Here is a 13,618-nt window from a genome sequence, read left to right as displayed (position 1 = left end):
TTGACCGTAGGAAAATTGGGCAAAAAAATGCCGCTCCCAAAGAGCGGCATTTTTCAGGTGGCGGTGTTACTCGGAAGCAATGGCGTTTTTCGCCAGAATCGCGTTGGCCAGGTCCATGTCCGTGGCTTTCAGGCCAGGGTTATCGGCGCGGACCTTCTGCATCGCAGCTTCCAGGTATGGGCCACGGATGCTGCCGTCGCTGGCGACGAAGCTACCGGCGTCGTCTTGAGCGGCGACCACCATTTTGTGGTCCTTGAAGGTCAGGTACGTCGAGCCGGTGGTGGCACCCGATGAGATGACATTACGCCAGAAGCTGTCGGCCATGGCTGAACCGACAGGAAGGGAAAGCACAGCGAGGGTAGCGACAGCATATTTTAGACGCATGATGGGTGACTCCGACTGGGTTATCTGTACAGTTTGATTGTAGATAGCCCAGCCGAGTTCCATGGCTGACTAAACAGTTTCAACCTTTAGAATCACGCCGTCCTGACCGATGACACGCACGTGTGCTCCCACGGGCGCGTCCGGGCCGGCTGCGATCCATACACCATCGCCGATCTTGATCTTGCCACGGCCCTCGATAATTGCCTGATGCACCACAAAGGTGCGCCCCATCAACTCCGAACCACGCATGTTCAGCCCCGGCTGGTCGCTGACCTTGGCGCTGCTGCGCTGGCGTCGCCACCAGTACACCGCCGTGAGGATCGAGAGCACGGCGAACAGCAGCAGTTGCCACTCAAGGCCCAGGCTGGGGATCAGGAACTTGATCACGCCCACGGCGGCGGCGGCGATGCCCATCCACAACAGATAACCACCGGCACCGAACACTTCAAGGATCAACAGCACGGTGCCCAGTGCCAGCCAGTCCCAAAACGACAGGTGCTGCAGGAATTCCCACATGGCGCGTGCCTCAGGCTTTCTTGTTGTCGAAGGTTGCCTTGACGATCTCGCCGATGCCGCCGACGGCACCAATCACCTGGCTGGCTTCCAGCGGCATCAAAATCACCTTGCTGTTGTTGGCCGAGGCCAGCTTGCCCAGTGCGTCGATGTATTTCTGGGCGACAAAGTAGTTGATCGCCTGCACGTTGCCGGTGGCGATTGCTTCCGAGACCACCTGGGTGGCGCGGGCTTCGGCCTCGGCCTGACGTTCGCGGGCTTCGGACTCAAGGAACGCGGCCTGACGACCGCCTTCAGCTTCAAGAATCTGCGCCTGCTTCTTGCCTTCGGCGGTCAGGATCGCGGAGGCTCGCAGGCCTTCGGCTTCGAGAATCTGCGCACGCTTGATCCGCTCGGCCTTCATCTGGCCGGACATCGCGGCCATCAGGTCGGCTGGCGGGCTGATGTCCTTGATCTCGATCCGGGTGATCTTGATGCCCCACGGTGCGGTGGCTTCGTCGACGGTGCGCAGCAGTTTCTCGTTGATGCCGTCACGCTGGCTGAGCATCGCATCCAGCTCCATGGAGCCGAGCACGGTACGGATGTTGGTTTGCAGCAGGTTGCGGATGGCGTGTTCGAGGTTGTTCACCTCGTAGGCGGCCTGGGCCGTATTGACCACCTGGAAGAAGCACACGGCGTCGATCTGCACCGTGGCGTTGTCGGCGGTGATGACTTCCTGGGGCGGAATATCCAGCACGCTTTCCATCACGTTGATCTTGCGACCGATGCGGTCCATGACCGGGATGATGATATTCAGGCCCGGCTTGAGGGTGTTGGTGTAGCGGCCGAAGCGCTCGACCGTCCACTGGTAGCCCTGTGGGACGACCTTGAAACCCATGAAGAGGATGGCGACGGCCAAGCCTACAAATAGCAGCAGTACGGTTCCGATCTGCATAACGATTCCTTGTCTGGTGTTGGCGGTAACGCGAGGTTTGACCGATTGTAACGGGGTTGTCAGGGATAAGGACGGTTTACCGGCCCATCAATCAAAGGATTTGTTTCTGAATCCCCAGGCGTCACTCGCAGTACCTCTTCCAGCGTCGTCAGCCCTGCCATGACCTTGCGTGTACCGGCAGACCGCAAGCTGCACATTCCCTCGCCAAGGGCCGCGTGGCGCAGGGCCTGGATGTCGGCGCCCGGGGTGATCAGGGCCTTGAGGCGGTCGTTCAGCAGCATGACCTCGTAGATCCCGGCCCGCCCTCGATAACCACTTTCCCGACATTCCCCGCAACCGACGGCCTGATAGACCTGCCCGGCGGGCCGCTTGCAGTGCGGGCATAACACACGCACCAGACGCTGGGCCATCACCCCCAGCAGCGTGGCGTTGATCAGGTAATGGGGAATGCCCAGTTCCAGCAAGCGGCTGATGGCGCCGGGTGCGTCGTTGGTGTGCAGCGTCGACAGCACCAGGTGCCCGGTGAGCGCGGCCTGGATCGCCATTTCTGCGGTTTCCAGGTCGCGAATCTCGCCGATCATGATGATGTCCGGGTCCTGGCGCATCAGGGCGCGGATGCCGCTGGCGAAGGTCAGGTCGATGTTGTGCTGGACCTGCATCTGGTTGAAAGCCGGCACGACCATTTCGATCGGGTCTTCGACGGTGCACAGGTTGACCTCACGGGTCGCCAGTTGCTTGAGCGTGGTGTAGAGGGTGCTGGTCTTGCCCGACCCGGTGGGGCCGGTGACCAGGATGATGCCATTGGCCTGGCCGGTCATGGATTGCCAGCGTTGCAGGTCGTCGCTGGAGAGCCCCAGTTGCGGGAAATCCTTGTGCAGAACCTGCGGATCGAAAATCCGCATCACCAGCTTTTCGCCGAAGGCCGTAGGCAGGGTCGACAGGCGCAGTTCCACTTCGCCGCCCGCGGGGCTTTTGGTCTTTACCCGGCCGTCCTGGGGTTTGCGTTTTTCCGCCACGTTCATCCGGCCAAGGCTTTTCAGGCGGCTGACCACCGCCGTCGTCACCTGGGATGGAAATTGATAGACGTCGTGCAGCAGCCCGTCAATGCGAAACCGCACGCGGCCCTGGTCGCGCCCGGGTTCGATATGGATATCACTGGCCCGCTGGGCAAAGGCGTACTGCAGCAGCCAGTCGACGATATTGACGATGTGCGCGTCATTGGCGTCGGGCTCCTGGTCGCTGGCGCCGAGGGTAAGCAGTTGCTCGATGTTGGGGGTGCCGGATGTCTTTTGATCAACCGCGCCGCTCACCGATTTAGCCAGCCGGTAAAACTCCACGGTGCAGCGCTGAATATCCTGTGGGTTGGCGACCACCCGCCGGATGGAACGCTTCAATACCTGCGCCAGGCCGGCTTCCCAACTGTTTACATACGGCTGGGCGCTGGCGACCGTGACGCTGTGGGTATCCACCGCCACGGCGAGGATCCTGTGCCGCTGTGCAAAGGCGTAGGACATCAGCGGCACTACCGCTGCAACGTCGATTTTCAACGGGTCGATACGCAGGTAGGGCTGGCCGCAGTGGCGGGCGAGCCATTCGGTCAGGGTTTCCAGGGACGGGCCCTGGCTGGCAATGCATTCAAGGGGATGCAGCCCACTGTTCGCCGGTACGGTCAGGTCGGCGGGCACCAGGCCCTGGTCGATCAGGGCAGGCAACAGCTGATGGATTTCCAGCCAGCGATCCTGGGCATTTGGCGCAACGGACATGGTGACGTTCCTGGCTAACGGTTAGGCGTAGTCCTCAGGCTAGTCACCCTTTTCGCGTCGGCCTCCAGGGTTTATTGCAGGCTTTTACTGACCCGCCGCCTGTGCCGCCAGAGGCCGCGCGGCATCAGCCGGATGCAGCTCCAGTGAGCACACGCTGATCAGGTTACGAAGTTTTTCACCGATCACCTGGGCGCGGTGCCAGCTCAGGCCATCCATCACGATCTCGATCGCCAGCAGGTCGTCTTCGCGCTGCACGTTCACGTGGCGAGGCACCAGGAACTGCAGGGCAAAATAGTTGAGCACCCGGCACAACACATCAGGCTCTGCCTCGGCGAGGATTTGATAGTGCGCCTGGCAGTGGGCACTGCTGACGGCCCAGGCATCGACGCGTGGGGCGGGGCTGGCGGCTTCGACGACGTGCATGATGATTCTCCGGATTCGACTGCAGAAATTTTTGCATTCGGCGCGGGAGATTTCTTATCTAAAAAAGCCGATATTGGCTTATAAGAGAATCATGTAATTCCTGAAGTGATGATTAATGGGTATTTCTATGCACAGTGAGTTGGACGTGTACGACCGGCGCATTCTGGCGCTGTTGCAGGAAGACGCTTCGCTTTCCAGCGCACAGATCGCCGAACAGGTCGGCCTGTCGCAGTCGCCGTGCTGGCGGCGGATTCAGCGGCTGAAAGAGGAGGGGGTGATTCGCGGCCAGGTCACCCTGCTGGATCGCAAGAAAATCGGCCTGAACACGCAGATTTTTGCCGAGGTGAAACTCAACGCCCACGGCCGTTCCAACTTCACCGAATTCACCGAGGCGATTCGCGGCTTTCCAGAAGTGCTGGAATGTTATGTGCTGATGGGGGCGGTGGATTTTCTACTGCGGATCGTCACGTCGGACATCGAGGCGTATGAGCGGTTTTTCTTCGAAAAACTGTCGATGGTGCCGGGGATCCAGGAGGTCAACTCGATAGTGGCCTTGTCGGAGATCAAGTCCACCACGAGTTTGCCGGTGTTGCGCTAAGCGCGAGGGAGCAAGCTCCCTCGCCACCAAGGGGGTTACAGGCGCAGCAGGGTTTTCCAGGCGCGATTCTGATAAACCGCGATCGCCTGATGCATCCGCGCATCCAGCGACTCATCGGTAATCGGCTGGTTGGCCAGGTGGGCCAGCTTGTTCAGCTCGCCATACAAACGGTCCAGCTCGGCGATCTCCAGCACCTGGCGTGCATGGTGCAGCCAGGCCAGGATGCGTTCGATGCGCGGCAGTTGCTCAGCCAGGTCTTCCGGCTGTTGCTGGTAACGCGGCAGTTGCAGGGCAACGGCGTCGTCAGCCAGCAGGCGCGGCAGCCAGTTGGCGAGTTGTGCTGCGCCCTGGCGGTTGCCACGCACGTTGCGATCGGCCGCCCAGGTGCGGGCGAGCAGCCAGCGGGAGGTGGTCAGGGAGAACAGGCCCCAGCGTACGTCTTCCAGTTCTTCGGCGAACTGTTCCGGCGCGGCTTTGCGGATGTCTTCATCGTCGTCACCGGCCTGGACCAGCGGACGCCAGTCTTCCAGCAAGGCGTCCAGTGCGGCCCGCAGTTCGCTGGTGGACTGGCGTGGCGCGGCCTGGCCGAGGCTGCCGAGCAGGGCACGCAATTCGCCGAGGTTTTCCACCCAGTCTTGCAGCAGACGCCAGTGGCCATTGAAGCGGTATTGCTCGGCCAGGCGCTGGCTGCTGCCCAACAGGTGCCACATGACGGCGGCGAACGCGTCGTCCAGCGGCATCTCGGCGTGTAGCACCGGTGCCGGCAGGCTCAGGGAGTAGCTGTTGGCGTCGAACAGGCGATAGCCACGCTCGGCTTTGCTGATATCGCATGGCATCAACGCCAGGGTTGCGGCCAGCTCTGCGGCCAGTTCCAGCAGGGCGGCCGGGTCGCCTTCGCGCAGCTCCAGTTCCAGCTCGCAGATTTCTTCTTTCTGCTTGCCGGCGACCACGTGGCCCAGGTCCAGGGCGGCTTCGATCACGACCTTGGCCTTGCCACGGCCCCAGGCAATTTCGGCGCGTTCGCGGACGAAATCGGTGGTGAAGATCGGCTTGAGGGTCTTTTTGTCCAGCTCGGCCAGTTGCTCGGGCCAGCATTCGCCGTCGAGTTTCTTCACGTCGAGCTTGGCTTTGGCCAGGTCCCAGTTGTACTCATTGCGTTCCGACAGACCGGCGACGCTCTGGCCACGGGTCTTGAGGGTCTGGATCACTTCGTCGCCGTCTTTGCGCAGGCGCAGGGCAACCTTGGCCTGGGCCAGGTCGCGTTCCGGGGTGTCGAAGTACTGGTTCATCAACTCACGGCGTTCCCAGCCACTTTTGTTGCGTTTTTTCAGTAACGGGTGCTCACGCAGCGCAGCGAGGGTTTCGCGGCTGACGCGTAGCTTGATTTCGGTTTCTTTCTGCATGGCCGGAAAATCCAGGATCGGGAGCGCAGCCGGGGAAATGTGTGGCTGCCAAGGTCGTGCAGTGTACAGGACTGAGCCCGGCAACGTGCCGCAACGGTTTATTGTGCAACGCAGATAGCTCTATGATGGGGTTCGTCCGGGAAGTTGAGAGACAGCGCATGCCTTTACCGTCCATGAAAGAACAGTTCGCCGCGCTGATTGCCGCGCCTTCGGTCAGTTGTACCCAGGCCTCTCTCGACCAATCCAACCGCCCGGTCATCGATTTGCTCGCCACCTGGCTGGGGGATCTGGGTTTTGCCTGCGACATCCAGCAGGTCAGCCCCGGCAAATTCAATCTGTTGGCGAGCTTCGGCACCGGCCCTGGCGGCCTGGTGTTGGCGGGGCACAGTGATACCGTGCCGTACGACGGCGCGCTGTGGCAGACCGATCCGCTGAAGCTGACGGAAGTCGACGGCCGCTGGGTAGGACTGGGCAGTTGCGACATGAAGGGCTTTTTCGCCCTGGTGATCGAGGCGGTGCAGCCGCTGCTGGACCAATCCTTCAAGCAACCGCTGCTGATCCTCGCCACGTGCGACGAAGAGAGCTCCATGGCCGGCGCCCGTGCGCTGGCCGAGGCGGGTCGTCCTTTAGGTCGCGCGGCGGTGATCGGTGAGCCCACCGGCCTCAAGCCTATCCGTCTGCATAAAGGTGTGATGATGGAGCGCATCGATATCCTCGGGCGCAGTGGCCATTCGTCGGACCCAAGCCTGGGCCACAGCGCCCTCGAAGCCATGCACGATGCCATCGGCGAACTGCGCGGCCTGCGCCTGGCCTGGCAGCGCGAATACCGCAACCCGCAATTCAGCGTGCCGCAACCCACCCTGAACTTCGGCTGCATCCACGGGGGCGACAACCCCAACCGCATCTGCGGCCAATGCTCCCTGGAGTTCGACCTGCGGCCCTTGCCCGGCATGGATCCCCAGGTGTTGCGCGCCGCCATTCGGCAAAAGCTCGAGCCCCTGGCCGAGCGCCATCAGGTGAAGATCGACTACGCGCCACTGTTCCCGGAAGTGCCACCCTTCGAGCAGCCTGAGGATGCCGAGTTGGTGCGGGTTGCTGAACGACTTACAGGTCATCGCGCCGAAGCAGTAGCGTTCGGCACCGAAGCGCCTTATCTTCAGCGCCTTGGTTGCGAGACCCTGGTGCTCGGCCCTGGCGATATCGCCTGTGCCCACCAGCCCGGCGAGTACCTTGAAATGTCACGCTTGACGCCTACAGTGCGTCTATTGCGGGAACTGATTCAACATTACTGCCTGACACCTGCATAAATTAACCCCTGCCCATCCGTACATAGAAGGAGAGCGAGCGTGTCGCCAAGCCTGTTCCGACGATAACCAACAGCCCGCTGTGCGTTTCCATGATTCATCCTTTTTTGGCTGCTTTTTATTACAGGCCCAGGTTCTATGCCCGAATACGTCAATTGGCTTCGTCACGCTTCGCCTTACATCAATGCCCACCGCGACTGCACCTTTGTGGTCATGCTGCCGGGCGATGGTGTGGAACATCCGAACTTCGGCAACATCGTCCATGACCTGGTGCTGCTCCACAGCCTGGGCGTGCGGCTGGTGCTGGTCCACGGCTCACGCCCGCAAATCGAAACCCGCCTCGCTGCCCGCGGCCTGACCCCGGCTTACCACGAAGGCTTGCGCATCACCGATGCCGCGACCCTGGAGTGTGTGATCGATGCGGTCGGCCATCTGCGCATCGCCATCGAAGCGCGGCTGTCGATGGACATGGCCTCGTCGCCGATGCAGGGCTCGCGCCTGCGGGTGGCCAGCGGCAACCTGGTGACGGCGCGCCCGATCGGCGTGCTTGAGGGTGTCGACTATCACCACACCGGCGAAGTGCGCCGGGTCGACCGCAAGGGCATCAACCGCCTGCTGGACGAGCGCTCCATCGTGCTGCTGTCGCCGCTGGGTTACTCGCCCACTGGTGAAATCTTCAACCTCGCCTGCGAAGACGTCGCCACCCGCGCCGCCATCGACCTGGGCGCGGACAAGCTGCTGCTGTTCGGTGCCGACCTTGGCCTGATCGACGAACACGGTCGCCTGGTGCGTGAGCTGCGGCCACAACAGGTGCCCGCGCATCTGCAGCGCCTGGGCAGCAACTACCAGGCCGAACTGCTGGACGCGGCCGCCGAGGCGTGCCGTGGCGGAGTAGGGCGCAGCCATATTGTCAGTTATGCCGAAGACGGCGCCTTGTTGACCGAGCTGTTCACCCGGGACGGCGGCGGTACGCTGGTGGCCCAGGAACAGTTCGAGCTGGTGCGCGAAGCGGCGATTGAAGACGTCGGCGGTTTGCTGGATCTGATCAGTCCGCTGGAAGAGCAGGGGGTTCTGGTGCGTCGTTCCCGGGAAGTGCTGGAGCGGGAAATCGAGCAGTTCAGCGTGGTGGAACGTGAAGGCATGATCATCGCCTGTGCGGCGCTGTACCAGATTGCCGACTCGGACGCGGGCGAGCTGGCGTGCCTGGCGGTGAACCCGGAATACCGTCATGGCGGTCGTGGCGATGAACTGCTGGAGCGCATAGAGACCCGTGCCCGGGCCCAGGGTTTGAAGACGTTGTTCGTCCTCACCACGCGTACCGCCCACTGGTTCCGCGAGCGTGGTTTTGTGCCGAGTACGGTGGATCGCCTGCCCTCGGCGCGGGCGTCGCTGTACAACTATCAGCGGAATTCGAAGATTTTCGAAAAGGCGTTGTAAGCCTGAAGGGGCGAGGGGGCAATCCTCTCGCCTGTCAATTTGGCGAGTCATGCATCCGGGGTGGGTGCATCGGCCCTGAATACAGGGTTTGCCGATTTATCCACAAAACTGACATCAAACTGACATTATCGCCGGGTACGGTGAGGTGGATTGTTGGGACGGCAAAAAAGTTTCATCGGTACAGAAACTGTAACAAATTGACGGAATGATGTGCGTTTGGCCATGATGGCGTCGCATTTTTGATCGTGGGTGACGTATTGACCTTTGGGTCAGCGCGAAACGATCTAAAAAGGCGAAGAGACATGCGCTTCAGGAACACCCTTATGGAGCGGTTCCGCCTTGATGGCCCGACCGTCCCATGGAAAGCGTTATTCCTGAATCGTATGAAAAAGGATGAAACAATTCTTTTTGGGTGTATGAAAAACTCATTACCCTGCAGGGACCAAATTAACTGCGGTTAGACGAAAGTAGTAGACACACAAGGTTACGATTGACTTGTCGGTCACTATCCGGTGCTAATCGCGCATCTGTGGATCAAGGGCGTCAGACCCGAGACCTAAGAAATACAAAAATTAGAAATGAGAGGAGCGGTACATGAAGAAGTCAACATTGGCGTTGGCCGTAGCTTTGGGGGCAATCGCTCAACAAGCAGGCGCCGCAGGTTTCATCGAAGACAGCAAGGCAACACTGGGTCTGCGTAACTTTTACATCAACACTGACAACCGTGATGGCCAGCCATCCTCGGCGTCCAACACCCGTAACAAGAACGCTGAGTGGGGCCAAGGCTTCGATCTGCGTTTCATCTCGGGCTTCACCCAGGGTACTGTCCAGTTCGGCGTTGACGCCATTGGCCTGTACGGGGTACGTCTGGACTCCAGTCGCGCAGAGCACGGTAACTACAACGGTACTGCTTCCGGCGGCACCGTATTCCCAAGCGATGGCAATGAAGCCGTCAATGACTTCGCCAGCCTGGGCGTGACCGGTAAGGTCAAGATCTCCCAGACCGTGCTGAAAATCGGCACCTTGCAGCCGAACAACCCGGTCATCAAGTACAACGATGGTCGTCTGCTGCCACAAACCTTCCAGGGCGGCGAAATCGTTTCGAACGATATCAAGGACCTGACCCTGACTGCTGGTCAGATCGAGCACGCCAAGGGCCGTAACTCCAGCAACAACGAAGGCCTGTCCCTCGCCGGTGCCAACAGCTCCTACGCGAATGGCTTCGTAAATAAGTTCTACTACGCTGGTGCTGATTACAAAATCACCAAGGACCTGACTGCTTCGTACTATTACGGCGAGCTGAAGGACTTTTACGCTCAGAACTTCCTGGGTCTGGTCCACAACTGGGCTATCGGTCCTGGTGTCCTGAAAAGTGACCTGCGTTACTACCGCAGCCGCGACAACGGCGCTAACGGTGATACTTCCGCTTACTACACCAGCGGTTACTACGGCGGCACTACCGTTAAAGGCAAAGTTGACAACGACCTCTACAGCTACCTGGCTCTGTACTCGGTTAACGGTCACACCTTCGGTGGCGGCTACCAGTACACCAAGGGCGACAGTGACTTCCCTTGGCTGAACCAGGGTGACGGTTCGTCGAACAGCACCACTACCGACATGCAGATCCAGAAGTTCGCCCGTGCCGGCGAACGTACCTGGCAAGCTCGTTACGCTTACGATTTCGCCAAGGTCGGCGTGCCTGGCCTGACCGCCGGTATCGTTTACCTGCGCGGTAGCAACATCGACACCGTTGCCAGCAGAGTCGCAGTGTCCGGTCAAACCGAGTGGGAGCGCGATATCACTCTGGCCTACGTTGTCCCACAAGGCCCATTGAAAAACCTGGGTGTTGCCTGGAAAAACGCTATGTGGCGTACCGGCATTCCTGCAGTTCGCGACCAGGACGAAAACCGTCTGATCGTCAGCTACTCGATCCCGCTGTTGTAACAGTCAGAGCGTAAAACCTTGCCCGGCGCAATGCCGGGCAGGGTGCTTTACTGTTCAAGTCGGGCTCAACCCCCGCAAGCCCTTCCTGAATCCCCTCTTTGTACAGCGTCTCAAGGCCTTCTCGAACCTTGAAGAGATGGTGCGCTTCGCCCGTTCGACTTTCCAATGAATAGATTTTTAATATTCCTTTATCGTCTAGATAAATCGATATTTATTCTTTTTAAATAATTCGCAACGCAGGCACAGTGGGTTCCATAAGCACTCATCAGGAGCCACACCATGAGCCTCAGACTGGGCGACATCGCCCCCGACTTTGAACAGGATTCCAGCGCCGGCAAGATTCGCTTCCACGAGTGGCTGGGCGATAGCTGGGGTGTACTGTTTTCCCACCCGGCGGACTTCACCCCGGTGTGCACCACCGAGCTGGGCTTCACCGCCAAGCTCAAGGACGAATTCGCCAAGCGTGGCGTCAAGGCCATTGCCCTGTCGGTGGACCCGGTGGACTCGCACCACAAGTGGATCGAAGACATCAACGAAACCCAGAACACCATCGTCAACTTCCCGATCCTGGCCGACGCAGACCGCAAGGTCTCCGACCTGTATGACCTGATCCACCCGAATGCCAGTGACACCCTCACTGTGCGCTCGCTGTTCGTGATTGATCCGAACAAAAAGATTCGCCTGACCATTACCTATCCGGCCAGCACCGGCCGCAACTTCCACGAAATCCTGCGGGTGATCGACTCGCTGCAGCTGACCGACAGCCATAAAGTCGCCACCCCGGCCAACTGGCAGGACGGTGATGAAGTGGTGATCGTGCCGTCGCTCAAGGACGAGGAAGAGATCAAGAAGCGCTTTCCGAAGGGCTACCGGGCGGTGAAGCCGTATCTGCGGCTGACGCCTCAACCAAACCGCTAACACTGATACCGCCATCGCGGGCAAGCCCGGCTCCCACAGTTGATCGCATTCCCCTGTGGGAGCGGGCTTGCCCGCGATGGCGGCCTGACAGGCAACAAAGAGTTCATGCTGCAAACCGTCTCACAATGCAGGGGTTTTAAGGCCGTTTCGACGGCCTTTTTTTATGCCTGGAGTTTAGTGAGCGGCATATGCATTTAAAGAATAAACAAATGAAAAAATAAGATTTATAGATATATAAATTGGCTGATATGGTCTGTTCCATCTTGGCGCCATCGCCACATAGCGAACCGCCGACACTTTCCAAAGGAATTTCCTACATGCTGGTTGTAACACTTGGTGGTAGCCCCAGCCAACGTTCCCGGTCCGGGGTTTTGCTGGATCACACCCGCAACTGGTTGCAGCAACAAGGCGTGGAAGTGGTGAGTTATCAGATACGGGACTTCCCGGCCGAAGACTTGCTGCACGCGCGGTTCGACAGCCCGAAGATCATCGACCTGCTGCAGCAAGTGGCGAACGCCGATGGCCTGGTGATCGCCACGCCGGTGTACAAGGCTTCGTTCTCCGGCGCCCTGAAAACCATCCTCGACCTGCTGCCTGAACGCGCCCTGGCCCACAAAATCGTACTGCCGATGGCCACCGGCGGCAGCATCGCCCACATGCTGGCGGTGGACTACGCGCTGAAGCCGGTGCTGTCGGCATTGAAAGCCCAGGAATTGCTCCACGGGATTTTTGCCGAAGACAGCCAGATCGCCTACGGCGAAGGCAGCGCCCAGGCGCAACTGGTGCCGGTGCTGGAACAACGTTTGAGCGAGGCCCTGGAGACGTTCTACAGCGCTATGGCCCGCCGCCCGAAACCCCTTGACCCCAATGTGTTGAATGAACGTTTGTTGAGTGCTCGCTGGAGCATTTAAGCCTTACCCAGCTTTACCTGGATTCAACAAGTACTACTCACCTTACTCAGCCGCCAACGGCCAAGCAGGTGCAGCCAACCCCCTAATCGTATTGTGGAGAGAGCGCCATGCGCACTGTCATCTTGCGTCGTGGTCTGGTCGCACTGTTTGCTGCGGCTGTGTCCTTCGGCGCCATTGTTCAAGCTCAAGCGGCCGAGACCCTGCGAATCGGCTATCAGAAATACGGCACCCTGGTGCTGCTCAAGGCCAAGGGCTCGCTGGAGAAGCGCCTGGCCGAGCAGGGCGTCCAGGTGCAATGGACTGAGTTTCCCGGCGGCCCGCAGTTGCTGGAAGGTTTGAACGTCGGCTCCATCGACTTCGGCGTGACGGGCGAAACCCCGCCGGTGTTCGCCCAGGCCGCCGGTGCCGATCTGCTCTACGTCGCCTACGAGCCACCGGCGCCGACCAGTGAAGCGATCCTGGTGCCGAAAGATTCGCCGATCAAATCGGTGCAAGACCTCAAGGGCAAGAAAGTCGTCCTCAACAAAGGCTCCAACGTGCACTACCTGCTGGTGCGTGCCCTGGAAGATGCCGGCCTGAAATACACCGACGTGCAGACCGTCTTCCTGCCGCCTGCCGATGCCCGCGCCGCGTTCGAGCGTGGCAGTGTCGATGCCTGGGTGATCTGGGACCCTTACCAGGCGGCTGCCGAGAAACAGCTGCAAGCCCGCACCCTGCGTGACGGCACCGGCATCGCCGACAACCATCAGTTCTACCTGGCCACCAAGCCTTACGCCGAAAAACACCCTGAGGTGATCAAGGCGCTGGTGGAAGAAGTGCGCGCGGTGGGCGAGTGGTCCAAGGCCAACCCGGAGCAAGTCACCGAACAAGTTGCACCGCTGCTGGGCCTGCCGGCTGACATCACCCTGACCTCGGTGAAACGCCAGGGCTACGGCGCGCTGTTCCTGACCCCGGAAGTGGTTGCCGCGCAGCAGAAAATCGCCGACAGCTTCTACCAACTTAAATTGATCCCCAAACCCTTGAACATCAAGGACGTGATCTGGACGCCACCCGCCGCCGTTGCCAAAGCGCCGTAATCCGACTTCT

13 protein-coding genes are annotated in these 13,618 nt (G+C 60.0%); 7 read left to right on the top strand and 6 right to left on the bottom strand.

The genetic code is table 11. The features are described 5' to 3' along the window. Window positions 1–66: 66 nt before the first annotated feature. From JFV30_RS27600 to JFV30_RS27580, 5 genes are all read right to left on the bottom strand, one after another. A complete protein-coding gene (locus JFV30_RS27600) occupies window positions 67–384 on the bottom strand; it encodes a DUF2388 domain-containing protein (protein ID WP_010167882.1) in 318 nt (105 codons plus the stop codon). Between the two features lie 69 nt (window positions 385–453). Then, the gene (locus tag JFV30_RS27595) at window positions 454–900 is read right to left on the bottom strand and encodes an NfeD family protein (RefSeq protein WP_010167880.1); all 447 of its coding nucleotides are present in this window, start codon (window positions 898–900) and stop codon (window positions 454–456) included. Between the two features lie 10 nt (window positions 901–910). Beyond that, window positions 911–1,831 (bottom strand): SPFH domain-containing protein, encoded by a 921-nt coding sequence (locus JFV30_RS27590; protein ID WP_003213925.1) that lies wholly within the window; start codon window positions 1,829–1,831, stop codon window positions 911–913. A gap of 59 nt (window positions 1,832–1,890) precedes the next feature. Next, entirely contained in the window at window positions 1,891–3,594 is a 1,704-nt protein-coding gene (locus JFV30_RS27585) for a GspE/PulE family protein (RefSeq protein WP_201125649.1), read from the bottom strand. An 84-nt stretch (window positions 3,595–3,678) separates the two neighbouring features. Continuing rightward, window positions 3,679–4,017 carry a hypothetical protein gene (locus tag JFV30_RS27580; RefSeq protein WP_201125648.1) on the bottom strand — a complete coding sequence of 113 codons (339 nt, stop codon included), beginning with the start codon at window positions 4,015–4,017 and terminating at the stop codon, window positions 3,679–3,681. A gap of 127 nt (window positions 4,018–4,144) precedes the next feature. Here JFV30_RS27580 and JFV30_RS27575 point away from each other — a divergent pair, with 127 nt between their 5' ends. Beyond that, the gene (locus JFV30_RS27575; RefSeq protein ID WP_010167872.1) at window positions 4,145–4,615 is read left to right on the top strand and encodes an Lrp/AsnC family transcriptional regulator; all 471 of its coding nucleotides are present in this window, start codon (window positions 4,145–4,147) and stop codon (window positions 4,613–4,615) included. A 35-nt stretch (window positions 4,616–4,650) separates the two neighbouring features. On the opposite strand, the gene JFV30_RS27570 is transcribed toward JFV30_RS27575, so the two are convergent. Further along, a complete protein-coding gene (locus tag JFV30_RS27570) occupies window positions 4,651–6,018 on the bottom strand; it encodes a CYTH domain-containing protein (RefSeq protein ID WP_201125647.1) in 1,368 nt (455 codons plus the stop codon). 158 nt (window positions 6,019–6,176) lie between these two features. Here JFV30_RS27570 and argE point away from each other — a divergent pair, with 158 nt between their 5' ends. From argE to JFV30_RS27540, 6 genes are all read left to right on the top strand, one after another. After that, window positions 6,177–7,325: an acetylornithine deacetylase gene (gene argE / locus JFV30_RS27565; RefSeq protein ID WP_201125646.1), complete on the top strand. Its 1,149-nt coding sequence runs from the start codon at window positions 6,177–6,179 to the stop codon at window positions 7,323–7,325. 135 nt (window positions 7,326–7,460) lie between these two features. Beyond that, complete coding sequence (gene argA / locus JFV30_RS27560) at window positions 7,461–8,759, top strand: amino-acid N-acetyltransferase (RefSeq protein ID WP_201125645.1); 1,299 nt, start codon at window positions 7,461–7,463, stop codon at window positions 8,757–8,759. A gap of 594 nt (window positions 8,760–9,353) precedes the next feature. After that, entirely contained in the window at window positions 9,354–10,703 is a 1,350-nt protein-coding gene (locus tag JFV30_RS27555) for an OprD family porin (protein WP_201125644.1), read from the top strand. A 279-nt stretch (window positions 10,704–10,982) separates the two neighbouring features. Then, window positions 10,983–11,621, top strand: a complete 639-nt coding sequence (locus JFV30_RS27550; protein ID WP_010167863.1) for a peroxiredoxin — start codon at window positions 10,983–10,985, stop codon at window positions 11,619–11,621. A gap of 317 nt (window positions 11,622–11,938) precedes the next feature. After that, window positions 11,939–12,532, top strand: coding sequence for an NADPH-dependent FMN reductase (gene ssuE, locus JFV30_RS27545; protein ID WP_003213909.1), 594 nt, complete (start codon window positions 11,939–11,941; stop codon window positions 12,530–12,532). A gap of 107 nt (window positions 12,533–12,639) precedes the next feature. Further along, complete coding sequence (locus JFV30_RS27540) at window positions 12,640–13,608, top strand: sulfonate ABC transporter substrate-binding protein (RefSeq protein ID WP_010167860.1); 969 nt, start codon at window positions 12,640–12,642, stop codon at window positions 13,606–13,608. Window positions 13,609–13,618: the final 10 nt, after the last annotated feature.

The sequence above is a fragment of the Pseudomonas sp. TH32 genome, assembly GCF_016650855.1.
GTDB lineage: Bacteria > Pseudomonadota > Gammaproteobacteria > Pseudomonadales > Pseudomonadaceae > Aquipseudomonas.
The sequence above is the reverse complement of the archived record's forward strand: the minus strand, read 5'-3'. Positions and strand labels throughout refer to the sequence as shown.